The organism is Deinococcus peraridilitoris DSM 19664 (genome assembly GCF_000317835.1).
GTDB lineage: Bacteria > Deinococcota > Deinococci > Deinococcales > Deinococcaceae > Deinococcus_A > Deinococcus_A peraridilitoris.
On record NC_019793.1, the window covers coordinates 1 to 25,699 of the forward strand.

Below are 25,699 nucleotides of genomic sequence, written 5' to 3' on the forward strand. Positions count from 1 at the left end.
AAACCGTGCACCAGGACAGGATAGCGCACTTGCGCTCGGGAGGCACGGCGCGGGCGAACGCGGCCCTTGTAAGGGTGAGGTCAACCCTGCTGGGCGGAGAATCCCCCACCACCTGACCAACAAAGATCTCCTGGTCCGTTGCGAAAAAACGCTGGCGCACGAAAACGCTGGCCTTTCGGCCAGCGCAAAGTTCCATACGGGTAGGGCTGGGAATCAGCGGCGGCGGCGCACCGGAACGGGCACCGGAACAGGCTGCGGCTTGGCACCGAGCAAACGCTCAAGCGCTTCGCGCAACGCGGAAAGGGCTTTCTTGAGGTCGTCCATAACCAAGATCAGTTTACGTTCCGAGCGTATGAGCGTCATGCGTATTCGACACGTTTCGATGAGTCATTCTTTCTTTCGGTTAGCCTGATTCTTGGTCTCTGAACGGTCGATCAAGAGCGTTGCCTCCCGGCGGACGGAGGCGATTCAACCACGTTTGGGCTGCGCCGGGCGGACCTCGATCCGACTCGGCAAAGTCCGGGCTGGCAGTTGCAACAGGTCCACGACAATCTGAGCCAGGTCTTCGGGCTGAATCTTCCAGGCATCCTGATCCTGGTCAGGGGTGTGCCCGTTGAAATAGGTCGCGACTGAGCCTGGCATGATCTGCGTGACCTTGATGCCCAGCGGACGCACATCGAGCATCATGGCCTCACTCAGGCCGTTGAGTCCGAATTTGCTGGCGTTATAGGCCGCTCCGCCTGCGAAAGGATTCTTGCCGGCAAGGCTCGACAGGGTGATGATGTACCCCTTCGTCTTGGTCAGTTCGTCCACGCACGCTTTCACGCTGTAAAACACACCGGTCAGGTTGGTGTCGATCACGTCGCGCCACTGTTCGACGCTCAGATCCTGCACCGGCGCAAAATGGCCCAGTCCTGCGTTGGCGAACAGAACATCCAGCCCTCCAAAACGCTCGGTGTGCTTGCGGACGGCCTCCTGTACGGCTTCAAAGTCCCGCACGTCGCACGGGATGCCCAGCGCGGCCTCGCCCAGACCACGCGCCGCTTCCTCCACCTCACCGGCGTGGCGGGCGGTGATGGTCACCCCGTACCCCTCGCGCACGAGTGCCTGCGCCACGGCGAGGCCGATTCCCTTGCTCCCCCCGGTGATAAAGGCGCTCCTTCGCGCATTGCGGTTCTGCATCTCGGCTTCCTCGTTTGGCATGCGTCCACGCTAAAACGCGCGCCACGACGCGCAGCATTTCCCTCAACGCTTGCTCAAGTGACGCGGCGCGTTCCCGTCCTGACTCCCAGGTCATTACCATGAGCGCATGAAGCAGCTCTTGAAGACCTTGCGGCAACTGCGAGCTCCCGACGGCTGTCCCTGGGACCGGGAGCAGACGCACCTCAGCCTGCGCCCGTACCTGCTGGAGGAAGCGGCCGAAGCGGTCGACGCGATTTCGCGCCACAACGACGAGGACACCATCGGCGAACTCGGAGATGTCCTGCTTCAGGTGGCCTTTCACGCGGTGATCGGCGAGGAGGAAGGACGCTTTGAGTACGCCGATATCGAGGACGCCATCGTGCAGAAGCTGATTCGTCGTCATCCGCACGTCTTCGCGGGGGTACCGGTTCAGGGAACCGAGGAAGTCATGCGCAACTGGCAGGAAATCAAACGCCAAGAGCGCTCGGGGCGAGAGCGCCTCCCCCACGAGGAGATTCCCGCCAGCCTGGGCGCACTGGCGCGAGAAACTGCCCTGCAGAACGCCTTGCCTCAGCGCGAGCCCGCGGGCCGCTCGGAGCTTCACCGATTGGTGGAAAGAATCGAGGAATCCGAAGCGGGGTTCGGTGAACTGCTCGCGTCGGTCGTGTCCTGGGCGCGGTCATGTGGTGTCGACGCCGAAGTCGCCCTGCGTGCCCACCGTGCCGGAGCGCTCCCGTGAACGACGTGCTGCCCGATCCGTGGCGCGCCTGGCTGGGAAGTCGTGAACGACAATCGCTCTCGCTTCCAAAATACCGGCAGGCCGCCGTGCTGGTCGCCCTGACTCGAGAAACCGATCCCCGGGTACTGCTGACCGTGCGCTCCTCGGAGTTGCCCACCCACCGGGGTCAGATCAGTTTTCCGGGCGGCCGCCTTGAAACGGGTGAGTCGCCACTCGACGCGGCCCTGCGCGAAGCCTGGGAAGAAGTGGGACTGCACTCCGCCGACGTTGAGGTCGTGGGCCAGCTGGACGACGCCTTCACCCCGATCGGCTTTCACGTCACCCCGTTTCTGGCGCGCATCCCCTCGGGTTACGCCTACCGTTCGAGCGGCGAAGTGGCGCGCATCCTCGAGCCGAGACTGAGCGAACTGCGCGCCCTGATCCCCATCGAGGAAGAGCGGGTTTTACCTTCCGGCGAACGTCATCTCCTGTACCGCTACCCTTGGCAGGGCCATGACATCTGGGGAATGACCGCGCGCATCCTGCACGACATCGTGCAAAGCGGCGTGTCCTGAAATCCAGGCGATAAAAATGCCCGTTTCGAGCGACCTGAACCGTCAGCGGCAGCCCACTGTCCGAAAAGGGCAATGGCTTTGGCCATCGCCTGGTCTCCGGCGGCTGACATCAGTACACCGACGCAATCCAACGACGTGATCTACCTTGAACCCGTACATGATTTTTCCCGAACGCACCAGACCTGACCGCGTGCCCCGGGTGCTACGCGGTCGGGCGAGTCGCGCTGCAATCAGTGTAATAACGCGTGCGGATCAGCCACAATGTCGTGCTGGCCTTTGAATCTTGGGCCTCCCATACCCTCACCGCCGAGGGCGCATCCCGAGTGCTCACTTGCAGTGTTCATCAGCGGCGACGGCGGCGGATCAGGTCGGCGAGCCGATCCGGCGTGACACGCACGAAAAGTGCCCCGTTGAGCTTGACCAACGGCGCTTCTTCCTGCCCTTCGGCACAGCGCGACAGCAGCAGTTCGAAGTTCCCGTCCGCCGATACCATGCCCGGAGAAATGCGCAGTTCGCTCCAGACCACCTCGAGCAGTTGCTCGCGGGTTTCGTGGTCGAGGCCGTCAGTACAGATCTCGATACGGTGAACGCTCACGCCCGGATCTTCCCGCGTTCGAGACTCATGGAAAAATGATCCTCGAGAATTCTGGGCTCGCGCAGACGTGTCTCACAAGGTTGCGTGATGGGAGAGCGGCCAGGGAGACAAACCCTGTGTTGGTCGTGTTGGCGGGGGTGACCGAGAAGAAAGGCAGACACGGACATCCTCGCCATCTTAATGCGTTCATGCACGGCTCATCGGCCGTCACGACCGGTGCCTGATCGTGAAGTATGGTGTCGACTTCTTCCTCGACCGTCCAGGATCCATCCGTGCGCCGCACGCCGGGGGTCGCACTTTCTGCTGGAAGCAGAAAACGTAATTGCGCACTCTCTGAGTGGGCATTTGGACGCGTAGAGTACACTGAAGTGAGCGACATCTCGGTTCAAACGTTCTGCAAACCTGTTCGGCTTCCAGAACTGTCGCCGTGCTCACCTCGCCCTTTCGCGCAGCGTTACGGGGCGTCAAGCGAAGCGACTCGGGGGATTGCGTATGGTCACAGCAGCGTGGACACAAGCGGCCTGCCGCTTTTCGAAACAAACGTCTTTGTGCAGTATCGGGAATTTCCGATGAATCTCTTGACCGACACCGGGGCGCACGCCCCGCAGAACCGGACTTTTCCGTGCGGGAGGCCCTCATGAATCGATACGACGACCGCGCACGGCTCGTGTTTCACTATGCCCGCGAAGAGGGAAACCGCCTCGGCCACGCCATGGTCGGACCGGAGCACCTGCTGCTGGGATTGATGCGTGAAGCGGGTACGGCAGCACAGATTCTCGGCGAATTCGGAGCGACGCTCGAAGGCCTGCGCCGACGCGTCGAGGAAATTATCGGCCGCGGCGAGGGCTCGCGCCTCAACGACGCGCCGGCCATCACCCCACGGGCACGCCGTGTCATGGAGCTCGCGTCCGCCGAGGCACGCAGCCTGGGCGCCCAGGTGACCAGCACCGAGCACATCCTGCTGGGCATCATCCGCGAAGGCGACGGCGTGGCGTACCGTATCCTGCAGGACCTCACCAAGGACGTGGACACCATCCGCTGGCGCATTCTGGCGCACAGCGACCCCAAATCGCAGAAACCGGTGCACACCCCTTTTCTGGATGAATACGGGCGCGACCTGACCAAGCAGGCCCGTGAAGGCAAGCTCGATCCGGTCATCGGACGCGCCGAGGAAATCCGGCGTGTCACGCAGATCCTTTCACGCCGCACCAAGAACAACCCAGTCTTGATCGGCGATCCCGGCGTCGGAAAAACCGCCATCGTCGAGGGTCTGGCGCTCGCCATTCACGAGAAACGCGTGCCGCCCAACCTGCACGGCGCGCGTCTGGTCAGCCTGGACCTTTCCGGTGTGGTGGCCGGTACCAAGTACCGTGGTGAATTCGAGGAACGCCTGCGTCAGATCATCGAGGAGCTGCGCAACGCCAAGGTGATCGCCTTTATTGACGAGCTGCACACTCTGGTCGGGGCGGGCGGGGCCGAAGGCACCCTCGACGCCGCGAACATCCTCAAGCCAGCCCTTTCACGCGGCGAGATTCAGGTCATCGGTGCGACGACCACGGGCGAGTACCACCGCTACATCGAAAAGGACGCCGCGCTAGAGCGGCGCTTCCAGCCGGTGATCGTGCTGGAGCCTTCGCCCAGTGAAACACTGCAGATTCTGCGTGGTCTGCGAGGACGCTACGAGGAGCACCACGGCGTGCTGATCCCCGATGCGGCGCTGGAACTGGCGGTACGCATCGGCGAGCGGGCCTTGCCCGGACGCAATTTTCCCGACAAGGCCATCGACCTGATCGACGAAGCGGCCAGTCGTGTGCGGCTCAACCTCAGCCTCGGCGTGACCGTGTCCGAGGACGACACTGGCGAACCCTTCGTGTCACGCGATGACATCGAAAGCGTCATCAACTCGATGGGCGGCATCTACGCTGAGGAAAGCGCCGAGAAGCTGGGTGACCTCGAAGATTCGCTCACCGATCAGGTGTACGGGCAGCCCGACGCCATCAAGGCACTGTCGAGCGCCCTGCGGCGTGCGCGCGTCGGTCTGGGCGGCCGCACCCGCGTCTCTGCGAGCTTTCTGTTCGTGGGACCCAGCGGGGTTGGCAAGACCCACCTCGCCAAAGCGCTGGCGCGTTCACTGTTCGGTTCCGAGCGGGCCCTCATCCGCATCGACATGAGCGAGTTCCAGGAGTCGCACAGTGTTTCCAAGCTGATCGGGAGCCCTCCTGGTTACGTCGGGTACGAACAGGGTGGCCGCCTGACCGAAGCGGTACGCCGTCAGCCTTTCAGCGTGATCCTGCTCGACGAAATCGAGAAGGCACACCCCGACGTGTACAACACCTTCCTGCAGGTGCTCGACGACGGCCGCCTCACCGACGGACTCGGGCGCACAGTGGATTTCCGCCGCACCATTCTCATCATGACCTCGAACACCGGCTTCAACACCGGCCCCGGCCTCGGCTTCTCCCCGGTGCAAATCGAGGACACCCAGCCGCTGCGCCAGATCTTCACGCCCGAATTCCTCGACCGCCTTGACGACGTGATCCGCTTCAAGTCTCTCGGCGAGGAAGAGCTGGTGCGGGTCGCGGCGCAACTGATCGAGGAAATGCGCGACGAGCTCGCTCACCGTGACCTGCAGGTCAGCTTTGACCCTGCCATCGCCAAATGGCTGGTAGGCAAACTGCGTGCCCGCAGCGCCAAGCACGCGATTGGCTCCAGCCGCCAGTTGCGCACGCTGGTTCGCGAGGAAATCGAAGATCCGCTGGCGCTGGAACTCGTCAGCGGCCACGAAGGCACCGAGGTGCGCGTGTTGCTCGGACAGGACAAGCTGCGCTTCGAGCGAGGCAAGGCGGCACCACCACAAATTCTGGCCTGAACAACTCGGCAAGTGCCGGACCCCAAGCGTGACAGGTCCGGCACTTGCCTTTCGCCTCGTGCGTTATGATACAGACAGAATGAACGTGGCCTTTCCCTCCTTCCTGGCGCCCAGCGCCGCGCGGTCCAGACGTGGCTAAAGTTCTCAGCAAATACGAGTGCGCGTCCTGCAGCTATCAGGCCGCCAAGCCACTGGGCCGCTGTCCGAACTGCCAGGCCTGGAATTCCTTCGAGGAAGTCGCCGTGGCACTGCCCGGCAAGGGTGCGGCGCTGGGCGGCGCTTATGGCGGGGTCAAGGGCGGCAAGCTCACCGCACTGTCAAATGTGGGGCGGCGTGAGGAGCCACGCATCTCCAGCGGTATCGGTGAGCTTGACCGGGTGCTGGGCGGCGGGCTGGTCGCGGGAGGCGTGATCCTGATCGGCGGCGAACCAGGCATCGGGAAATCCACGCTGCTGCTGCAGGTGGCCGACGCGCTCGCGCTGAGTGGCCGGAGCGTGCTGTACGTCGCCGGCGAGGAGAGCCTGGAGCAGATTCGGCTGCGCGCCGACCGGCTGGGGGTGAAAGGCGAGATTCAGCTGACCCGCGACACGCGCGCCGAGCACGTCAGCGCCTTGATGGCCGAGCATAAACCGGCACTGTGCATCGTGGATTCGATTCAGACCGTGCAGATCGAGGGTGACGGCGCTCCCGGCGGTGTCGCCCAGGTACGCGAGGCCACGTCGATGCTGACGCGCGCGGCCAAGGAGAGCGGCACGGCGACCGTGCTGGTCGGTCACGTCACCAAAGAAGGCACGGTGGCCGGACCCAAGGTGATGGAGCATATCGTCGACACCACAGTGTTCCTGGAGTCGGTCGGGCAGTACCGTCTGCTGCGCAGCGTCAAGAACCGCTTCGGACAGGCCGGAGAGCTGGGCGTCTTCGAAATGCGCGAAGCGGGTCTGGTAGCGGTCGACAATCCTTCTGCTGCTTTCCTGGCCGAGCGCCCCGTGGGTGCGCCCGGAAGCGTGGTGGCCGCCACGATGGACGGGCACCGCCCGCTGCTGCTCGAAGTGCAGGCGCTGTGCGCCAAGACGCCCTTTCCCAATCCCCGGCGGGTGGTGGTCGGTCTCGACCCACGCCGGGTGGACGTGGTGCTGGCCGTGCTCGAGCGGCGCCTGGATCTGACGCTGGGCGGTCTGGACGTATTCGTGAACCTCGCAGGGGGCCTCAAGGTTCCCGATCCTGGTCTGGACCTCGCCGTGGCCCTGGCGGTCTACAGCGCCGTGGTCGGCAAGGCGCTGCCCGCCGACGTGGCAGTCTTCGGGGAAGTCGGCCTCGCGGGCGAGGTCCGCACGGTTGTGAGCGCCCTGCGCCGCGCCGAAGAAGCCAGCCGGGCCGGATACTCCCGGCAGATCGTGCCGCCCGGTGTTCAGGGACGAGGTGTGAGCAGCGTCGAGGACGCCCTCAAGTTCCTGTGGAGCCCGGCTTGAGGTACCACGTGCAGCCTGTGCGGAACTGGCTCGCGTGGTCATGTAAACTCAGAGACTGATGTCGCTGCGCGTGTCGTTCCTGTTTGTGGGTCTGCTCCTGGGGTATGGAGCAGGGCAGCTTCTGGCACGCTTCGCCCTGGGCTCGGACCCCAGCGCGCTGACCAACACCATCTTTCTGATGGTGGCTGGCCTTCTTCTGGCCTTTTTGCTCGGCCCCCGCATCGAACGCCGGGTGGGAGCCTGGACCGGCGAGCTCAGCACCTGGCTGACCCGACTCGATCCACGGCGGGTGTCGGCCGCGACCGCTGGCCTCGTCACTGCGCTGCTGCTGGGAGTGCTGCTGAGCAACCTGCTGGCGCGTGCGCCGTTTTACTCGTGGTACATCAACATCCTGGTCACCATCGGCCTGGCAGTCTTTTTCATGTATTTTGCACTGCAGAACGCGGCAGCCTTCGGCGCCCTTTCCTGGAATGACGCTCCGAAGCGCCGCAGTGGCGCCAAAGTCCTCGACACGAACGTCATCATCGACGGACGCGTGCTGGAACTGGCGCGCAGCGGCTTTCTGGAAGGCGAACTGCTGGTTCCTTCGTTTGTACTGCGCGAGTTGCAGTTTCTCGCCGATCACGCCGATCCTCAGCGTCGGGCACGGGGCAAGCGGGGGCTGGGCGTTCTCGAAGAGCTGCGTGGGCTGGCGCAGCTGCACGTACATGAATGGGATGTCGATGGGGGCCTCAGCGTCGATGACAAGCTGATCCGCTTTACGCGTGAGATTGGCGCCAAACTGGTTTCGAACGATTCCAACCTCAGCAAGGTGGCCAGTCTGTACGGCCTGCGGGTGCTGAGCATTCACGAGGTCGCGCTGGCCCTGCGCCCCAAACTCGCTCCGGGTGAATCACTCCACATCACCGTCACCAAGTCCGGTCAGCAGTCGGGGCAAGGGGTGGGTTACCTCGATGACGGCACCATGATCGTTGTCGAGGACGGTCTGCGCTTCAAGGGCAGAAGCATCCGGGTGATGGTGCTCAGCAACGTCCAGACCAGTGTGGGGCGCATGATCTTTGCCCGGCCCGAAGTCGAAACCGCCTCCTGATACGTCATTTCACCTACCCGGGGCACTGGTAGACTGCTCCAATGACCCTTCCGCGTTGGAACACCAGCTCGCTCTTTCCTTCCCTCTCGTCCACCGAATTTCAACTGGCGTTCGACGCGGTAATCGAAGAAATCAGTGCGCTGGCCCGAACGTTCGACGAACTCGATGTGCGCGCCGGTGGGCAGGTGCAAGACCCCAGGGCCGCGCTGGAAACGGTGCTGACCGACCTGAACGGGCTTTCGCAACGTTTGCAGGGCGTGAGCGCGTTCATTCAGGCCTTTGTCACCACCGACGCAAAAAATGCGCTGGCACAGGCCCGCCAGAGCGAACTGGCCACCAAAACGGTGATGCTGGGACAGCTCAACACCCGTTTTCAGGCCTGGGTGGGCAGCCTCGGTGCAGGACTCGAGAGCGTCCTCGCAGAAAGCGAACTGGCGCGCGCCCACGAATTCCCGCTGCGCAAGGCGGTGACCTACGCGCAACACCAGATGAGCGGGGGTGAAGAGGAACTCGCCAGCCTGCTCAACCTCTCGGGCGCCACTGCCTGGGCCAAGCTGCACGGCAACATCACCAGCCAGCTGACGGTGCCGTTTCGGGGTGAAGAATTGCCCATGTCGGCCATTCGCAATCTTGCGTCCAGCGAGGACCGTGCAGTGCGCCGTGAGGCGTACAACGCCGAACTGGCCGCATGGGAGCGCGTCGAGATTCCGCTCGCGGCAGCGCTCAACGGCATCAAGGGACAGGTCAACGTGATCAACCGGCGTCGCAACTGGCCCGACTCGGTTGAACCGACCCTGCTGCAAAACAGCATTGACCGCCAGACCCTCTCCGCCATGCAAGCAGCGGTGGTGGCCAGCCTGCCCGACTTCCGCCGGTATTTTCGTGCCAAAGCGCGCCTGCTGGGAAACACCGAACTGGCCTTTTATGATCTCTTCGCGCCAGTCGGCCAGACCAGCAAAAGCTGGAGCTACGAGGAAGCCCAGGAATTCATCGAGTCGCAGTTTCGTTCGTACAGCGACAAGCTGGCCGACTTCGCGGTGCGTGCCTTTCGCGAGGACTGGATGGACGTGCCGCCCGCCGGCGGCAAGCGCGACGGCGCCTTCTGCATGGGCTGGCGTCCCGGTGAAAGCCGCATTCTGCTCAATTACCGCCCCGACCTCGACTCGGTCAGTACCCTGGCGCACGAACTGGGTCACGCCTACCACAACCTGTGTCTGAAAGAGCGCACTCCCCTGCAGAAATCCACGCCGATGACCCTCGCCGAAACGGCCAGCATCTTCTGCGAAACGATTGCCGTCAATGCGGCTTTGCAAGGCGCGCGGGGTGCAGAGAAACTCTACATCCTCGAAACGCAGCTGCAGGGTCACGCACAGGTGGTGGTGGACATCCACTCGCGCTTTTTGTTCGAGAGGAGTGTCTTCGAAGCGCGTGAAGGACGCGACCTCGCGCCGCAGGAACTCAGCGAGCTGATGTTGCAGGCACAGCGCGCCACATACGGTGATGGGCTGTCAGGCGAACTGCACCCGTACATGTGGGCCGTCAAGGGGCATTACTACAGCGGTGGTCTGAGTTACTACAACTATCCGTACACGTTCGGGCTCCTGTTCGGGCTGGGACTCTACGCGCAGTACCAGCAGCGGCCGGACCAGTTCCGTGAAGGCTACGACGAACTGCTGTCGGCGACCGGCCTGGCCGACGCAGCCACGCTCGCTGCCCGATTCGGCATCGACACGCGCAGTAAGGCGTTCTGGACCGGCAGCCTGAACGTCATTCGCGCCAACATCGATGAATACGAGCGCATCGCCCTGGGGGCGCCGGTCTGAATCACAAGGCCACCTGCCTACGCAAACGAGCGTTTGCTCCTTGCGCGCTCCTCCGGCCAACGTCTAGCATGGCCGCAATGCCCCACACCCTGCACCCTTCGAAGACCGGCGCGCCGGTGCTTCTTTGGCTGGGGGCGGCGAGCTGACCCAGCCTCGCTTCATGACCCCCGAACCAGACAGGTCCGGGGGTTTTCACTTGAAAGACTTGATAATCACCTGAACTCGCCCACAATCCGGAGGCTTTATGGGGATGACCATCGCAGAAAAGATACTGGCAGCCAACAGCGGACACGATTCGGTCGTGCCGGGTCAGCTGCTGGAAGTCAGCACCAGCTGGGTGCTGTGCCACGAAATCACCACGCCCGCCGCCCTGCGCATGCTCGAAGAGCGCGGTATGAACCGGGTCTTCGATCCCGAGCGGATCGTCGCGGTGCCCGACCACAGCGTGCCTGCCATGAACATCAAGGCGGCCAAGATGTACCAGAAGCTCAAAAGCTGGGTGCACGAAAACGGTATCCGGCATTTCTTCGACGTGGGCCGCGGGGGAATCGCGCACGTCGTGCTGGAAAACACCGGTTTGATCAAGCCCGGTGAGACGCTGGTCAGCGGCGACAGCCACACTTGCAACGCGGGCGCGCTGGGGGCGTTTGCTACCGGCGTCGGCAGCACCGACCTGGCGGGCGCGATCTACGCGGGCAAAGTGTGGTTCAAGGTGCCGGAAACGATGCTGATTCGCGTCACGGGCGAGATGCAGCCCGGCACGACGCCCAAGGACATCGTGCTGGAAGTCATCAAGCGCATCGGCGCCGACGGCGCGAACTACATGGTGATGGAGTGGGTGGGTGACACCATCGACCGCATGGACATGGAAGGTCGTTTCACGCTGACCAACATGGCCATCGAAGCGGGGGGAAAGACCGGCATCGTGGCCGTGGATGACGTGACGCGCGATTACCTCGCGGCGCGCGGAGTCACGCCGGACCAATACACCGAGTTCACGAGCGACCCCGACGCGCACTATAAGGTCGTAATCGACGTCGACGCCTCGAAGGTGGAGCCGACCGTCGCTTACCCGCACATTCCCAGCAACGGCAGGGTGGCCGGAAGCGACAAGATCGCCGTGACACACGCTTATGTGGGTAGCTGCACCAACGGACGTATCAGCGACCTGCGGGAAGTGGCAAACATCCTGCGTGACCGCAAAATTGCCGACGGCGTGCAGATGATCGTCGTGCCCGCCACGCAGGCAATCTGGAAGCAGGCGGCCCAGGAAGGCCTGATGGAAATTTTCGTGGACGCCGGGGCGAGTGTCAGCTATCCCTCATGTGGAGCCTGCCTGGGGATGCACTCGGGCGTGCTGGGGCCGGGTGACGTGTGCATCTCCAGCAGCAACCGCAACTTCGTGGGCCGTATGGGTGACCCCAGCGCCGAGATTTACCTCGCTTCACCCGCGACAGTGGCCGCGAGCGCCGTGAACGGCTTTATCAGCGACCCGCGCGATTTCCTGGCGGCAGGCGCGGCCGACTGACCCTGTACGCGAAACACGCATCAGCGCTTCACCTGGCCGTGCCCTGCTGTGGACGCGCCCCCTTCAGGAGGAAGGTAATGCCCAAGGTACATGTCTTCGGACGCGACCACATCAACACCGACGAGATCATTCCGGCCCGTCACCTCACCACGGACGTGGAAGCCGAGCTGGCCAAATTTGCCATGGAAGACTACGACAAGGATTTCGTACGGCGCGTCGAGAGTGGCGACATCGTCGTGGCGGGCGCCGACTTCGGATGTGGCTCCTCACGCGAACACGCCGTCTGGGCCTTGCGAGGTGCGGGCGTGGGCGCGGTGATCGCCCCGAACTTCGCGCGGATCTTTTACCGCAATGCCATCAACAACGGCTTTCTAGCGCTCGAATGCGAACGCGTCACCCAAGCCTTTCAGGACGGCGACGAGGCCGACCTCGACCTTCAGGGAGGCACCATCACCAACAAACGCACCGGTGAGGCCCTGACCTTTGTGCCGGTGCCGCAGTTCGCGCTGGACGTACAGAAAGCCGGAGGCTGGTTAGAATACATGCGCGAGCAGGAGCAACGTAACGCACTTCAGGAGGCAGGCGCATGATAAACAAAGTTCCCCACGTGGTGGTGCTGCCCGGCGACGGCATCGGACCCGAAGTCACCCAGGCCGCCGTCACGGTGCTGCGCGAGGTGCTGCCCGACGTTCGTATCGAGGAGCTGCCCATCGGCGGCGCCGCGGTGGACGCCTCGGGCTCGCCTTTTCCTGCTGAGGTCGAGGCGGCCGCGAAGCGCAGCGACGCCGTGCTGCTCGGCACGGTCGGTGGACCCAAATGGGAAGGCCTGCCGCGCGCCATGCGCCCCGAGATGGGCCTGCTGGCACTGCGCAAAAGCCTCGGGGCCTTTGCCAATCTGCGTCCCGTGCGGGTACTGAGCGGCCTTGAGCACCTCTCTCCGCTGCGTCCGGAGCGCGCTCGTGGCGTGGACATCCTGATCGTGCGCGAGCTGCTCGGTGGAATCTACTTCGACGGGGGCCGCGAGAAGCGCGAAGAGGAAGCCTTCAACACCATGCGCTACTCGAAAGCGGAGATCGAGCGGGTGGCCAAGGTCGCGTTCTGGGCCGCGCAGCAGCGGCGCGGGCACGTGACCAGCGTGGACAAGGCCAACGTGCTGGAAGTCAGCGAGCTGTGGCGCGAGACCGTCACGGGCGTGCGGAGCGCGCACTACCGTGACGTGGGCCTGCGTCACGAGTACGTCGACAGCGCCGCCATGCTGATCGTCACCGACCCGGCGCGCTACGACGTCATCGTGACCGAGAACCTCTTCGGGGACATCCTGTCGGACCTCGCGGCGGTCATTCCGGGCTCTTTGGGCCTGATGCCCTCGGCCAGCCTGGGTGACGGTCCGGGGCTCTTTGAGCCCATTCACGGCAGTGCGCCCGACATTGCCGGCCAGGGCGTGGCCAACCCGGCGGCGGCGATCCTTTCGGCAGGCATGATGCTGCGCCACAGCCTGGGGCGGCCGGGGCTCGCCAACCGCATTGACAATGCCGTGAACACCGCCCTGCGCTCGAATCCCACGCGTGACCTGGGCGGCAGCGCGAACACCGAGGAATTTACCGCGCGCGTGCTCGAAGCACTGGTGGGAACCTCGGTCGAGGTGTAAGGCGTCCTGTCTACACGGGTCCTTGACCGTCTTTCTGGAGAGCGCATAAGGTGGGTGCAATGATTCACGTGCGCGACATTCGTGTTCTTGTACTTAGCAGCGGGGGACCTCGACGCTAAGCGCGCACGCGTGAACTCGAGCCCCCGCAACCACCGGTTGCGGGGTTCGTCTTTCAGGAGGAACTGATATGGGGCAAGGGGCAGCACAACACCAACACGGCGAACGGGCGCAGGTGTCCTTTTACGTCCTCACGCGCCACTGGCTCAGTCAAGCCCAGTGGCGCGCTGCTTTACGGCCAGGCGCACGGGTGCGCCCATGAACGGCGCCGAAGCCCTCTGGGCGACCCTGCTGGCCCACGACCTCACCACGGTCTTCGGATATCCGGGCGGCGCGATCATGCCGGTCTATGACGCCCTGACCGCCTACCCCGACATCCGCCACATCCTGACCCGCCACGAGCAGGGGGCCGCGCACGCCGCCGAAGGCTGGGCCAAGGCGACCGGTCGCCTTGGCGTGTGTCTCGCCACCAGCGGGCCGGGCGCGACGAATCTGGTGACCGGCCTCGCCGACGCGATGCTCGACAGCGTACCCGTGCTGGCCATCACCGGCCAGGTGCCCCGCCACCTGATCGGCACGGACGCGTTTCAGGAAGCCGACATCACCGGGATCACGCTGCCCATTACCAAGCACAACTACCTGGTGCGCAGCGCGGCAGAACTGCCCGGAGTGGTCGCCGAAGCCATTCGCATGGCACAAGGCGGAAGGCCGGGACCGGTCCTGATCGACATTCCCAAGGACGTGCAGCTCGAAGCCTTTCATGGCGAGATTCCGGGCCCGCAGGCCGACTTTCTGGCCCCCGAACCCTCGGCGCAGGCCATCGAGACCGCCCTGGACGCCCTGCGCGGTGCCAAGAGGCCGGTGCTGATGGTAGGCGGCGGCGCGCAGGGGTCGGCCGAGGACATCACCGCCTTCGCGCGGGCCTGGAACATCCCGACCATCACCACCCTGATGGGTCTGGGTGTGTTTCCGGCGTCCGATCCCCTGTGGCTGGGCATGCCCGGCATGCACGGCAGCGTGGCCGCCAACCGCGCCATTCAGGACGCCGACGTGCTGGTCGCCATGGGCCTGCGCTTCGACGACCGGGTGACGGGCCGGGTGGCGGGCTTCGCGCCGGGCGCCCACATCATCCACGTCGACATTGACGCTGCCGAGATCAGCAAGATCATCCGCGCCCACGTGCCGGTGCGCGGCGACGCGGGCGCGAGCGCGCGCCGCCTGACCGAACGCGCCGAACCCCTGTCGCACCCCGAGTGGGAAGCGCAGCTGCGCGAGTGGAAGGCGCGTGTCATCGTGCACGACCGCTGGAGCGCCGGTTACGCCATTCACGCCATTTGCGCCCGACTGCGTCCCGACGACATCCTCTCGACCGACGTGGGGCAGCACCAGATGCTCGCCGCGCAACTCGCGCGTTTCGAGAAGCCGCGCCGCTGGCTGACCTCGGGCGGCCTGGGGACCATGGGCTTTGGCTTTCCGGCAGCCCTGGGCGCGGCACTCGCAGAGCCGCAGGTCCGCTCGATCGTGATTGCCGGAGACGGCGGCTTTCAGATGACCGCGCAGGAACTGGCGACCCTGACCCGCTACGACATCCCGGTCAAGATCGCGGTCATCAACAACAACTACCTCGGCATGGTGCGCCAGTGGCAGGAGATGTTTCACGGCAAGCGCTACAGCGAGGTGTACCTCGGCGAAAGCAACCCGGACTTCATCAAGCTGGCGGACGCCTACAACATCAAAGGCTGGCGCGCCGGGAACGAGCAGGAACTGCCCGGCGCCATCGACAGCTGGCTCGACTTTGACGGTCCCGCCCTGCTGGAGTGCGTGGTGCCCCAGGAACATGGTGTCTTTCCGATGGTTCCGTCGGGCGCGGCGCTCGACGAGATGGTCGAGAAAGCCCCGGAAGGCGTGTCGCAATGACCGCGCCCGCTTCGGAGTTTCTGCTCTCGCTGATCGTGCGCGACGAGCCACGGGTCCTGACGCGTGTTGCCAGCCTGATCGGACGGCGCGGCTACAACATTCGCAGCCTCAGCGTCGGCACGACCGAGGTGCCCGGCGTGAGCCGCATGACGCTGGTGGTGCAGGGAGACCGCAGCGTCGTCGAGAACGCCATCCGGCAGCTGGAAAAGCTGCAGGACGTGCTGCGGGTGGTGGACCACGCACAGGAAAAGTTCGTGGACCGCGAGCTGGTGCTGGTCAAGGTCCGCATCAACTCCAGCGAGGACCGCGTCGAGGTGCGTCACATTGCCGACGACTTCCGCGCGCGCATCGTCGACGTGGGCCGGCACGCCCTGATGTTCGAGGTCACCGGCGACGAGGGCAAGATCACCGCCTTCATCGAACAGATGCGCCCCTTTGGCATCCTGGAGACCATGCGCACCGGACGCGTGGCCCTCACCCGCGGCAGCAACGCCGACATCCCGGGCCATGTGTATTCCGAGGGGCCCAGTCAGGCGCTGGAACCGGTTGTGACTCGCCGTTAGCGGTGAGCCGGCAGCGCAGGGACTCTCCCCTCCCTTTGCGCAATCAAAATTGCCTCTTGCCCATCTCAGCAATTCGAAAGGAACCACCATGCCCGCAAAAATGTACTACGACGCCGACGTCAACCTCCACACCCTCGCCGAGAAGACCATCGCGATCATCGGATACGGCTCGCAGGCCCACGCGCACGCGCAGAACCTGCGCGACAGCGGGCTCGACGTGGTGGTCGGCCTGCGCGAGGGTAGCCCCAGCCGCCCCAAGGCGCTGCACGCCGGGCTGCGCGTCGCCAGCATCGAGGACGCGACCCGTGAAGCCGACGTCGTGATGATCCTGATTCCCGACGAGCACCAGCCGCGCGTGTACGAGGAGAGCATTGCCCCGAACCTCAGCGAGGGCAAGGCCCTGGCCTTTGGTCACGGCTTCAACGTGCACTTCGGGCGCATCACACCGCCCGAGAACGTCGACGTGTTCCTGGTCGCCCCGAAAGGCCCCGGCCACATGCTGCGCCGGGTCTACGTGGAAGGCGCCGGGATGCCCAGCATCTTCGCGATCCACCAGGACGCCAGCGGCAACGCCCGCGACGTGGCGCTGGCATACGCCAAGGGCATCGGCGGCACCCGTGCCGGGGTGCTGGAAACCACCTTCAAGGAAGAAACCGAGACCGACCTCTTCGGCGAGCAGAGCGTGCTGTGCGGCGGCATGACGCACCTGATCCAGGCGGGCTTCGAGACCCTGATCGAGGCCGGGTATCAGCCCGAAATCGCTTACTTCGAGACGCTGCACGAGGTGAAGCTCATCGTGGACCTGATCTACGAGAAGGGCTTCGCCGGCATGCGCCACTCGATCAGCAACACCGCCGAGTACGGTGACTACGTGACCGGCCCCAAGATCATCACCGCGCAGACCAAGGACACCATGCGCGAAGTGCTCGCCCGCATCCAGAGCGGTGAGTTCGCCCGTGACTTCGTGTCCGAGACCGAAGAGGGTTATCCCAACATGAAGCGCTGGCGCGGCGAGATGAACGAGCATCCGCTCGAGGTGGTGGGCAAGCAGCTGCGCGACATGATGCCGTTCATCGAGAAAAAAGAACTGGAAGTCTGATGAATCACCAACGGACGCGCGACGGGCGCCTGAACCTCACCACCGAACGACTTCCACGCTGAAAGCGGCCCGCGACCCACGCCCCTTTCTCACGGGACAGGCCCACTGGACAGGAGTTCCACGCATGCGACGAATACAGATCTTCGACACCACCCTGCGCGACGGCGAACAGAGCCCCGGCGTGGCGCTCAACCACGCCCAGAAAATCGAGATCGCCCACGCCCTGGCCCGTCTGGGCGTGGACATCATCGAGTCCGGCTTCCCCATCACCAGCGACGGTGACTTCGAGTGCGTCTCGCGCATCGCGCGTGAGGTGCGCGGCCCCACCATCGCGGCGCTCGCGCGCACTGCCCGCGCAGACATCGAGCGTGCGGCGCAGGCGCTCGAGACCGCCCCCCGGTCGCGCATTCACGTCTTCACCTCGGCGAGCAAGGTGCAGATCGAGCACATGCTGCGCAAGACGCCCGAGGAAGTGCTGGAAAGCTCGGTGCGCGCCGTCAAGCTGGCCCGCCAGTACACCGACGACGTGGAGTTCAGTGGGCAGGACGTCATGCGCGCCGACTTCGACTTTGTCATTCAGCTCTACCGCGCGGCCATCGAGGCGGGCGCGACCGTCATCAACATTCCCGACACGGTGGGATACGGCACCCCGCAGGAGTACGGCGCGCTGATCGCGCGGGTGCGCGACGAGATCGTGATGGGCCGTAACGTGGCCATCTCGACGCACTGCCACGACGACCTGGGCATGGCGACCGCCAATTCGCTCGCGGCAGTCGAGAACGGGGCCACGCAGATCGAGTGCACCCTCAACGGCATTGGTGAGCGCGCCGGAAATACCTCGCTCGAAGAGGTCGTGATGGCGATTCATACGCGCCGTGACCACTACAGGGCCGAAACCGGCATCCATACCCGTGAGATCTACCGGGTGAGCCGCATGGTGTCGCGCCTGACCGGCATGCCGGTGCCGCCCAACAAGGCCATCGTGGGGGACAACGCCTTCGCGCACGAAAGCGGCATCCACCAGGACGGCGTGCTGAAGCACAAGGAAACCTACGAGATCATGAACGCCGAACTCGTGGGGCGCGAAGCGGCCGTGATGGTGATGGGCAAGCACAGCGGGCGCGCCGCCTTTCGCAAGGCCCTCGCCGACCTGGGCTACGTGACAGGCGGCACCGCCGACCACGGCCTCAACGAGGAAGCGCTGAACGTGCTGTTCACGCGCTTCAAGGAACTCGCCGACCGCAAGGGCCAGATCTACGCCGACGACCTGCGCGCCCTGGTGGACGCCGGAGCGGACATTGCCCAGGCCTTTACGCTCGACAGCCTGCAGGTGCTGAGCGGCACGCACGTCACGCCCGTGGCGACAGTGCGGCTCAACACACCCGACGGCATGCGCGAGGTCGCCGCGACGGGTGACGGTCCGGTCGCCGCGGCCTTCAATGCCATCACGCAGGCCACCGAGATCACCCTGAACCTCGAGACGTACCGCATCCAGTCGGTGACCCGTGGCAGCGAAGCGCTCGGCGAGGTGAGCGTCAGCGCGCGCTACGGCGGGGTCAGCGTGGCCGGCATTGGTCTGGCGACCGACGTGGTCGAGGCGAGCGCGCGTGCCTGGCTGCACGCCATCAACCAGATCGTCGCCGGGCAGGCCAGGTCCAAAAACGCACTCGTGGCGGAGACGCCGTGATCCTGGAAGTCGCGACCATCACCCTGAGGAGCGGCAACGCCGACGAGTACGTTCGCGTGATGCCCGACGCCTTCCCGGTTCTGGCCAGCACGCCGGGATATATCCGGCACGAGCTGCACCGCGGCATCGAGCGGCCCGACGTGTTCACGTTGTTCGTGTGGTGGGAGAGTGTTGAGGCGCACAACGTGAACTTCCGGGAGTCCGACCGCTTTCCGCGTTGGCGCGCAGTCTGGGGGCACCTGATGGAAGGCGCGTACGTCGAGCACTTTGCCCAGGTGTACTGACGTGAGAATCGCGGTCATCAGCGACGTGCACGGCAACCGCTTCGCGCTGGAGGCCGTGCTGGAGGATTTGCGTGCACAGTCGCCCGACCTGATCGCCAATCTGGGCGATCAGGTCTTCGGCAGCGCAGACCCGGCGGGCGCGTACGCGTTGCAGCGAGAACTGAAGGCGACCGAGGTGCGCGGCAACACCGAAGACATGTACACCGCTGACCTGAACGACCTTGACAACGCCCGCTCGCAGGTCGAGTGGCTGCGTGGACAACTCCCACCCGAATCGATTTCTTACCTCTCGGGCCTGCCGCTGACGCAGACTCTGGCAGATGGGGAGGTACTGCTCGCACACGGCAGCCTGACCAGTGCCTGGGAGCCCCTCATGTTCACGGCAGGCATGGGCGGCAAGCCGTCCCGTCTTGCCAATCCGGACGAGCTGCTCGCACGCGCCCAAGCCTTTCCGGGCACGCGGGTCGTGGTCGTCGGTCATACCCACCGGGAGCACCTCAGCTCACAGCACGGCGTGACCTTCATCAACGCAGGCAGTGTCTCGCGGCAGATGCACGGCGATCCGGCAGCCCGCTGGGTGCTGCTCGAAAAACGTGCGGGCTTCTGGAACGTCTCATTTCGCCGCCTACAGTATGACTGGGACAGCGCCGCACGCTGGATCGAAGAGCATTACCCCGAAGGCGGGGCGGAAGCGAGACAGCTGCGCACCGGCCTCTTGTCCTGACAACACCAATCAGAGGAGAACATGACGGACACCAAGACCAAAGCGCTCAACTGGAATTCCAAGGTGGTCACACAAGGTGACGAGCGCGCGCCGAACCGTGCCATGTTGCGCGCCGTGGGTTTCACCGACGCCGACTTCGGCAAGCCAATCATCGGCGTGGCGCACGCGCAGAGCAACATCACCCCCTGCAACAACGGTCTGGGTGCGCTGGCGGACCACATCATCGACGCGGTGAAGTCTTCGGGCGGCATGCCACAGGTGTTCGGGACCATCACGGTTTCCGACGGCATCAGCATGGGCACCGAGGGCATGAAGTGCTCCCTCGTCAGCCGTGAAGTGATCGCGGACAGCATCGAGACCGTCTGCCGTGGCCAGTCGCACGACGGCGTGCTGGTGGTGGGCGGCTGCGACAAGAACATGCCCGGGGCCATGATCGGTATTTCACGGCTGAACATCCCGGCGATCTTCGTGTACGGCGGCACCATCAAGCCGGGCCATCACGACGGACAGGACCTCACGATCGTGAGTGTCTTCGAGGCGGTGGGTTCCTACGGGGCGGGCAAGATCGACCGGGAGACCTTCGAGCAGATCGAGCGCAAGGCCTGTCCCGGCAACGGGTCGTGCGGCGGCATGTACACCGCCAACACCATGTCGAGCGCTTTTGAAGCCATCGGCATGAGCCTGCCGTACTCCAGCACCATGGCCGCCGAGGACCTGGAAAAAGCCGAAAGTGCCGCCGACTCCGGGCGCGCGCTGATGAAGCTGCTGGAGCGTGACATCCGCCCGAAGGACATCCTGACCAAAGAGGCCTTCGAGAACGCCATCACCGTCATCATGGCAGTGGGCGGCAGCACCAACGCGGTGCTGCACCTGATGGCCATCGCGCACGCCATCGGCGTGGACCTCACCCTGGACGACTTCGAGCGGATCCGCGAGAAGACGCCGGTCTTCTGTGACCTCAAGCCCAGCGGCAAGTACGTGGCGACCGATCTGCACGTGGTGGGCGGCATTCCGCGCGTGATGAAGATGCTGCTCGGTGCCGGCCTGCTCCACGGACAGTGCCTCACCGTCACCGGCCGCACGGTCGCCGAGAACCTCGCGGACGTGCCCGACCAGCCCGACGCCGGTCAGGACGTGATCCGGCCCATCGAGACGCCGATCTACGCCCAGGGTCACCTGGCCGTGCTGCGCGGCAACCTCGCGCCGGAGGGCAGCGTCGCCAAGATCAGCGGGCTCAAGGTCATCAAGATGCACGGCCCCGCGCGAGTGTTCGACTCTGAGGAAGACTGCATGCGCGCCATCATGGAGAGCCGCATTCTGCCCGGCGACATCGTGGTCATCCGCTACGAAGGCCCCAAGGGCGGCCCCGGCATGCGCGAGATGCTCTCCCCCACCAGCGCCATCATCGGCAAGGGCCTGGGCGACACGGTCGGCCTGATCACCGACGGCCGCTTTTCCGGCGGCACCTACGGCCTGGTCGTAGGCCACGTCGCCCCCGAGGCCTACGTGGGCGGCCCCATCGCGCTGGTGCAGGAAGGTGACCTGATCACGCTGGACGCCGAAGGCCGCGAGCTGACCCTGCACGTGGACGACGAGGAGCTGGCCCGTCGCCGCGCCGAGTGGACGCCACCCGCGCCACGCTACACCCGCGGCGTGCTGGCCAAGTACGCCAAGGTGGTCTCCAGCGCCGCGCAAGGAGCCGTCACCGACTGAGTCACCCCAAGCGGCGCGGAGGAAATGAAACACTTCCTCCGCGCTGCCCCATTTACACGGGGACAGAGGGTGTCGAGCGTCCGAACGTTGAAGCACCGGAGGGTCATGACCTGGAATGCAGAACTGTACCGTGAGCGTCACGCCTTCGTCTGGCAGGCCGGAATTCTGAACTGGCTTGACCCCCAGCGCACGAGATGGCGATCGACCTGGGATGCGGCACGGGGGAACTGAGCGCCAGGATCGCGCAGTCGTGCGCGCGGGTGATCGGCCTGGACTCCTCACCCGAGATGATCGCGGGGGCGCGGGGTCAATTTCCCGAGGTGGAGTTCGACGTGGCCGACGCGTCGACCTTCGCCGTTGAGGACAGTGTGCACGCGGTCTTCTCCGATGCGGCCCTGCACTGGGTCAAGAACGCGCAGGGGGCCGCATCATGCGTCAGCGCCGCGCTGTTGCCCGGGGCCGCTTTGTCGCGGAATTCGGCGGCAAAGGCAACATCGAGAGCATCCTGCAGGCCACCTCTCGGGCCCGCGCTGATCTGGGCGTTCCCGAGGTGGAAAACCCCTGGTACTTTCCCAGCATTGCCGAGTACGCGCACGTGCTGGAGCGCGCCGGGTTGCGCGTCGTGCGCGCGCAGCTGTTCGAGCGGCCTACCCCGCTGCCCGGCGAGGAGGGTCTGCGGCTGTGGCTGAAGATGTTCGGCGCGGGCCTGCTGGACGGACTGAGTGAAGAAGCCCAGGAACGGGTCGTCGAATCTGCGGAGCGGCAGCTGCGGCCACGCCTGTACCACGACGCCTCATGGACGGCCGACTACGTCGGCCTGAGAATCCTGGCCGTCAAACCCTGGAGCCGTCAAACCCTGGGGCAGGCTTGATCCTCCGGAACACTCAGTCCTGACATTCCTCGATGGGCACCAGGACCATGCCCTGCCGCGGCTCGACGCTGAAGGTGTGGTGTTCACCCAGGTGTATCCTGGCCCCGCTCAGCACCTCGCGGTACCAGCCGGGAACCAGGCTGGCCAGATACACCACCTGCCGCTTGCGGTCGGCGTTGAGCAGAACGTACACGGCCTGACCGGAAAGCACCCGCCGGTAGGCCAGGGTCTCCCCGTAGGCACTGATCACCTCGAAAGGGCCCCGGGTGAGCACCTTGCTGGCCCGCCGGGCCCGCACCAGGCGCCGCACGAGTTCAAGGGTGTCCAGGTCCCAGCTGTCGGGCGTGTCCCAGGGAAAGGCTCGGCGACAATCCGGGTCGGGTCCACCCGGCAGGCCAATCTCATCGCCGTAGTAGATGCAGGGGGCCCCGACATAGGTCATCTGGAAGACGGTCGCGAGCCGGAACGCGCCATGGTCGCCACCGACGGCGTTCAGAAAGCGCGCGGTGTCGTGCGAGTCGAGCAGGTTGAGCTGCGCCAGCGTGATCTCGTCGGGGTACATGGCGGCCACCCGTGTCATGCGCTCGGCAAACGCGGCGGCGTTCATGGGATGCACGATGCCCGTGCCGCTCACCTCGTTCATGGTCTGGTCGAGGGTGTGCGCGCCGAAAAATGCCAGGCAAGGACGGGTGAACAGATAGTTCATGACCGCGTCGAACTGGTCGCCACTCAGCCAGCGGTGCGCGTCGTGCCAGATCTCTCCGACGATGTAGGCCTCGGGGTTGACGGCCCTGACGCGCCGGCGAAACTCACGCCAGAACTCGTCATCGTCGATCTCGTTGGGAACGTCCAGGCGCCAGCCGTCGATACCGAACTCGGTCCAGTACGTCGCGACACTCCACAGAAATTCGCGCACGGCGGGCGTGTCGGTGTTGAACTTGGGCAGCGCCCGGTTACCCCACCACGCCTGGTAGTTGCCGGGCCGCTCTCCCTCGTAAGGATGCAGCGGAAAGCGCTCGATGTGAAACCAGTCGAGGTAGGCGCTGTGCTCGCCGTTTTCGAGGATGTCATTGAACTGAAAGAAGCCACGCGACGCGTGATTGAACACCCCATCGAGCACCACCTTGAGGCCACGGGCATGCGCCGCGTCAATGAGTTCCCGCAGGGCCTCGTTGCCTCCCAGCATCGGATCGACCTGAAAGTAATCGTGGGTGTGATAGCGGTGGTTGGAGGCAGAACGAAACACCGGGCAGAAATAAATGGCGTTCACACCGAGATCGACCAGGTGGTCGAGGCGTTCGATTACGCCCAGCAGGTCACCTCCCTGATACTTGTGGGGATGAGGCTTGTCGCCCCAGGCCTGCAGGTGCGCGGGCTTTGGCAAACGCTCGCTGAAGGCAAAGCGGTCCGGGAAAATCTGGTAGAACACCGCGTCCTTGACCCAATCGGGAGTACGGATTACGTTCTTTTCATTCGCCGACCCGGCACTTTTGTGGCTGCTCACCGCAGCAGTGTACCAAGATGAAACAGGCTTAATCTTCGCCTGGGCGGCTTTTGACCCACCCCAGCAAAAAGGTGCGGGCCTGCTCCGGGCTCTGGATGTCACCCAGTGCCTGCGCTTCGGAAACCGCGCGCAGCGCTTCACCGACCTGCGGCCCTGCCGGGATATTCAGCAGCTCCATCACCTCGGTTCCACGCAGAAGCGGTGGCAGTGGCTGGGGACGTTCTTCCATGGCTTCCAGCACCAGGCTCATGGCCGCCTTGTAGGCGTGGCGGGTCCGCTCGTTTGACATCGGCCCGCGCCCTGCCTCACGGTCGGCCAGCATCAGCTTGAGCAGGTCGGGCAGCAGCTCCCGGCGGCGATGCACGAAGCGCCTCGCTTCACGCTCGCTTCCCGGCAAGGGCACCATGTGAGCCTTGACCAGCTGCGTGGCGCGGTCAACCTGCGAGGCCGGCAGGCGGAGCCGGGCCAGCATCATTCGCGTGAGTTCGGCCCCCACACGGTCATGGCCATAGAAGCGGGTGTAGCCACGCTCCGGGTCGGGGGTCGCCGTGCGGGGCTTTCCAACGTCGTGCAGCAGGGTCGCCCAGCGCAGCGCGAGATCCGAGCCGTCCTGGCCGGGCTGCGGAAAGCGCGTGATGAGCTGGTGCAGCGCCTCGACGTTGTGGTGAAACACGTCGAGGTGGTGAAAGCCCTGCTGCTCGACACCGTAACCCTCGGCCAACTCGGGCAGGTACTGCTCGAGCAGGTTCAGCTCGGCCAGCAGCAGCACACCACGCGCCGCGTCCGGTGCGAGCAGCAGGGAGGCGAGCTCGTCACGCACCCGCTCCGCGGCGGGTCGGGGCAGCCCTTCACGGGCCAGCTGCCCCACTGCCTCGTGTGTCGACCGCTCCAGCGCGAAGCCCAGCGACACACTGAGGCGAACCGCGCGCAGCAGGCGGAGCGGATCGGCCCGCAGATTCTCCCGCGAGACCATGCGCAGCTGCCTGCGGCGCAGGTCCCGGCGCCCGCCGTGAGGATCGGTCACCACCCCGTCCTGCCGGATGGCCATGGCGTTCACGGTGAAATCACGCCGACCCAGGTCGGCCAGAATGTCTGCCGGCATCGGCACGAAGTCATGCTGCTCACCGCTGGCCGACACGCGCCAGTAGCACCGCTCTTCATCGAGCGCAAAGGCGCTGCCAGCGGTCCGCAGGGCCCATGCGTTCGCCGCCACCTGCGGGTCGCGCGCCATCCAGTCGAAATCTTTCGGCGTGGCCCCGCGCAGCAGATCGCGGGCCGCTCCCCCGACGAGCAGGGAGTCCGGTGGAAAGTCGGGAAGGCTCAAGCGGCGCAGCATTTTTTCATGCTAACGGCCCAGATCGAGTGCAACCTCTGGACATGGGAAAGACGAGTTGCTAAGCTACGTTCCGCGCTGGGGAGATGGCCACCAGGCCGGACCAGGTTTCAGCGCGAGGTACACACCCGCAACGGGGGCATAGCTCAGCGGGAGAGCATCCGCTTTGCAAGCGGAGGGTCAAGAGTTCGAATCTCTTTGCCTCCACCAGGAAAAGCGTGCGCAACACGCGAAATTAGGAATCCGGAGACACTCGGGGTCTCCGGATTTCTGCGTTGACCGCCATTCGTACTGCTACAAGAGTTTTCGTGAATATTTTTGACTGTCCTGTTCGGGCGACCCGGTCAGTCGGCGGCGCTTGCATGAGCGGCAACCGCGCAACAGGTCGTGTGCTCTTCAGGACGCGTCCCTCTCCCGGTATGCAGGCGCCGGAAAGAATTTTGCCCGTAC

The 25,699-nt window shown here is 64.8% G+C and carries 22 protein-coding genes, 1 tRNA gene and 1 pseudogene; 20 read left to right on the top strand and 4 right to left on the bottom strand.

Annotation, left to right across the window (positions count from 1 at the left end; all coding sequences use genetic code 11):
- Positions 1 to 468: 468 nt before the first annotated feature.
- The gene (locus DEIPE_RS00010) at positions 469 to 1,203 is read right to left on the bottom strand and encodes an SDR family oxidoreductase (RefSeq protein ID WP_015233926.1); all 735 of its coding nucleotides are present in this window, start codon (positions 1,201 to 1,203) and stop codon (positions 469 to 471) included.
- A gap of 106 nt (positions 1,204 to 1,309) precedes the next feature.
- On the opposite strand from DEIPE_RS00010, the gene DEIPE_RS00015 reads away from it, so the two are divergent.
- Positions 1,310 to 1,921: a MazG family protein gene (locus DEIPE_RS00015; RefSeq protein WP_015233927.1), complete on the top strand. Its 612-nt coding sequence runs from the start codon at positions 1,310 to 1,312 to the stop codon at positions 1,919 to 1,921.
- A complete protein-coding gene (locus DEIPE_RS00020; RefSeq protein WP_015233928.1) occupies positions 1,918 to 2,475 on the top strand; it encodes an NUDIX hydrolase in 558 nt (185 codons plus the stop codon). Before DEIPE_RS00015 ends, DEIPE_RS00020 begins: the two co-directional genes overlap by 4 nt.
- Before the next feature lie 343 nt (positions 2,476 to 2,818).
- On the opposite strand, the gene DEIPE_RS00025 is transcribed toward DEIPE_RS00020, so the two are convergent.
- Positions 2,819 to 3,070: an NAD(P)H-dependent oxidoreductase subunit E gene (locus DEIPE_RS00025; RefSeq protein ID WP_041230600.1), complete on the bottom strand. Its 252-nt coding sequence runs from the start codon at positions 3,068 to 3,070 to the stop codon at positions 2,819 to 2,821.
- 637 nt (positions 3,071 to 3,707) lie between these two features.
- Here DEIPE_RS00025 and DEIPE_RS00030 point away from each other — a divergent pair.
- From DEIPE_RS00030 to DEIPE_RS24780, 17 genes and pseudogenes are all read left to right on the top strand, one after another.
- Positions 3,708 to 5,939: an ATP-dependent Clp protease ATP-binding subunit gene (locus DEIPE_RS00030; protein WP_015233929.1), complete on the top strand. Its 2,232-nt coding sequence runs from the start codon at positions 3,708 to 3,710 to the stop codon at positions 5,937 to 5,939.
- 131 nt (positions 5,940 to 6,070) lie between these two features.
- Positions 6,071 to 7,408, top strand: a complete 1,338-nt coding sequence (gene radA, locus DEIPE_RS00035; RefSeq protein ID WP_015233930.1) for a DNA repair protein RadA — start codon at positions 6,071 to 6,073, stop codon at positions 7,406 to 7,408.
- 58 nt (positions 7,409 to 7,466) lie between these two features.
- Positions 7,467 to 8,498: a PIN/TRAM domain-containing protein gene (locus DEIPE_RS00040; protein ID WP_015233931.1), complete on the top strand. Its 1,032-nt coding sequence runs from the start codon at positions 7,467 to 7,469 to the stop codon at positions 8,496 to 8,498.
- Positions 8,499 to 8,539: 41 nt separating this feature from the next.
- Positions 8,540 to 10,321: a M3 family oligoendopeptidase gene (locus tag DEIPE_RS00045; protein WP_015233932.1), complete on the top strand. Its 1,782-nt coding sequence runs from the start codon at positions 8,540 to 8,542 to the stop codon at positions 10,319 to 10,321.
- A gap of 244 nt (positions 10,322 to 10,565) precedes the next feature.
- A complete protein-coding gene (locus tag DEIPE_RS00050) occupies positions 10,566 to 11,849 on the top strand; it encodes a 3-isopropylmalate dehydratase large subunit (protein ID WP_015233933.1) in 1,284 nt (427 codons plus the stop codon).
- Positions 11,850 to 11,926: 77 nt separating this feature from the next.
- Complete coding sequence (locus DEIPE_RS00055) at positions 11,927 to 12,439, top strand: 3-isopropylmalate dehydratase small subunit (protein WP_015233934.1); 513 nt, start codon at positions 11,927 to 11,929, stop codon at positions 12,437 to 12,439.
- On the top strand, positions 12,436 to 13,497 hold the full coding sequence (leuB, locus tag DEIPE_RS00060; protein WP_015233935.1) for a 3-isopropylmalate dehydrogenase: 1,062 nt from the start codon (positions 12,436 to 12,438) through the stop codon (positions 13,495 to 13,497). Before DEIPE_RS00055 ends, leuB begins: the two co-directional genes overlap by 4 nt.
- Positions 13,498 to 13,812: 315 nt before the next feature.
- Positions 13,813 to 15,471 carry a biosynthetic-type acetolactate synthase large subunit gene (gene ilvB / locus DEIPE_RS00065; protein WP_015233936.1) on the top strand — a complete coding sequence of 553 codons (1,659 nt, stop codon included), beginning with the start codon at positions 13,813 to 13,815 and terminating at the stop codon, positions 15,469 to 15,471.
- On the top strand, positions 15,468 to 16,034 hold the full coding sequence (gene ilvN, locus DEIPE_RS00070) for an acetolactate synthase small subunit (RefSeq protein WP_015233937.1): 567 nt from the start codon (positions 15,468 to 15,470) through the stop codon (positions 16,032 to 16,034). Before ilvB ends, ilvN begins: the two co-directional genes overlap by 4 nt.
- 88 nt (positions 16,035 to 16,122) lie before the next feature.
- On the top strand, positions 16,123 to 17,133 hold the full coding sequence (gene ilvC / locus DEIPE_RS00075) for a ketol-acid reductoisomerase (protein WP_015233938.1): 1,011 nt from the start codon (positions 16,123 to 16,125) through the stop codon (positions 17,131 to 17,133).
- Between the two features lie 124 nt (positions 17,134 to 17,257).
- The gene (locus DEIPE_RS00080) at positions 17,258 to 18,820 is read left to right on the top strand and encodes a 2-isopropylmalate synthase (RefSeq protein WP_015233939.1); all 1,563 of its coding nucleotides are present in this window, start codon (positions 17,258 to 17,260) and stop codon (positions 18,818 to 18,820) included.
- Positions 18,817 to 19,104: an antibiotic biosynthesis monooxygenase family protein gene (locus DEIPE_RS00085; RefSeq protein WP_015233940.1), complete on the top strand. Its 288-nt coding sequence runs from the start codon at positions 18,817 to 18,819 to the stop codon at positions 19,102 to 19,104. Before DEIPE_RS00080 ends, DEIPE_RS00085 begins: the two co-directional genes overlap by 4 nt.
- 1 nt (position 19,105) lies before the next feature.
- Positions 19,106 to 19,828 (top strand): metallophosphoesterase family protein, encoded by a 723-nt coding sequence (locus tag DEIPE_RS00090; RefSeq protein ID WP_015233941.1) that lies wholly within the window; start codon positions 19,106 to 19,108, stop codon positions 19,826 to 19,828.
- Positions 19,829 to 19,849: 21 nt separating this feature from the next.
- Complete coding sequence (gene ilvD, locus DEIPE_RS00095; protein ID WP_015233942.1) at positions 19,850 to 21,541, top strand: dihydroxy-acid dehydratase; 1,692 nt, start codon at positions 19,850 to 19,852, stop codon at positions 21,539 to 21,541.
- 105 nt (positions 21,542 to 21,646) lie between these two features.
- Positions 21,647 to 21,772, top strand: coding sequence for a hypothetical protein (locus DEIPE_RS25235; protein WP_281167996.1), 126 nt, complete (start codon positions 21,647 to 21,649; stop codon positions 21,770 to 21,772).
- Positions 21,736 to 21,945 (top strand): annotated as a pseudogene (locus tag DEIPE_RS24775) (class I SAM-dependent methyltransferase); the annotation flags it as partial. The gene DEIPE_RS25235 and the pseudogene DEIPE_RS24775, both read left to right, overlap by 37 nt.
- Positions 21,946 to 21,971: 26 nt before the next feature.
- Positions 21,972 to 22,412, top strand: a complete 441-nt coding sequence (locus tag DEIPE_RS24780; protein ID WP_245557654.1) for a hypothetical protein — start codon at positions 21,972 to 21,974, stop codon at positions 22,410 to 22,412.
- Between the two features lie 13 nt (positions 22,413 to 22,425).
- Here the strand turns inward: DEIPE_RS24780 and DEIPE_RS00105 are convergent, their stop codons facing one another.
- Both DEIPE_RS00105 and DEIPE_RS00110 read right to left on the bottom strand, forming a co-directional pair.
- Positions 22,426 to 23,916, bottom strand: coding sequence for a glycoside hydrolase family 13 protein (locus DEIPE_RS00105; protein WP_015233943.1), 1,491 nt, complete (start codon positions 23,914 to 23,916; stop codon positions 22,426 to 22,428).
- Positions 23,917 to 23,944: 28 nt separating this feature from the next.
- Positions 23,945 to 25,252 carry a tRNA nucleotidyltransferase/poly(A) polymerase-related protein gene (locus DEIPE_RS00110; RefSeq protein WP_015233944.1) on the bottom strand — a complete coding sequence of 436 codons (1,308 nt, stop codon included), beginning with the start codon at positions 25,250 to 25,252 and terminating at the stop codon, positions 23,945 to 23,947.
- 132 nt (positions 25,253 to 25,384) lie between these two features.
- Here DEIPE_RS00110 and DEIPE_RS00115 point away from each other — a divergent pair.
- Positions 25,385 to 25,459 (top strand) — tRNA-Ala (locus DEIPE_RS00115).
- Positions 25,460 to 25,699: the final 240 nt, after the last annotated feature.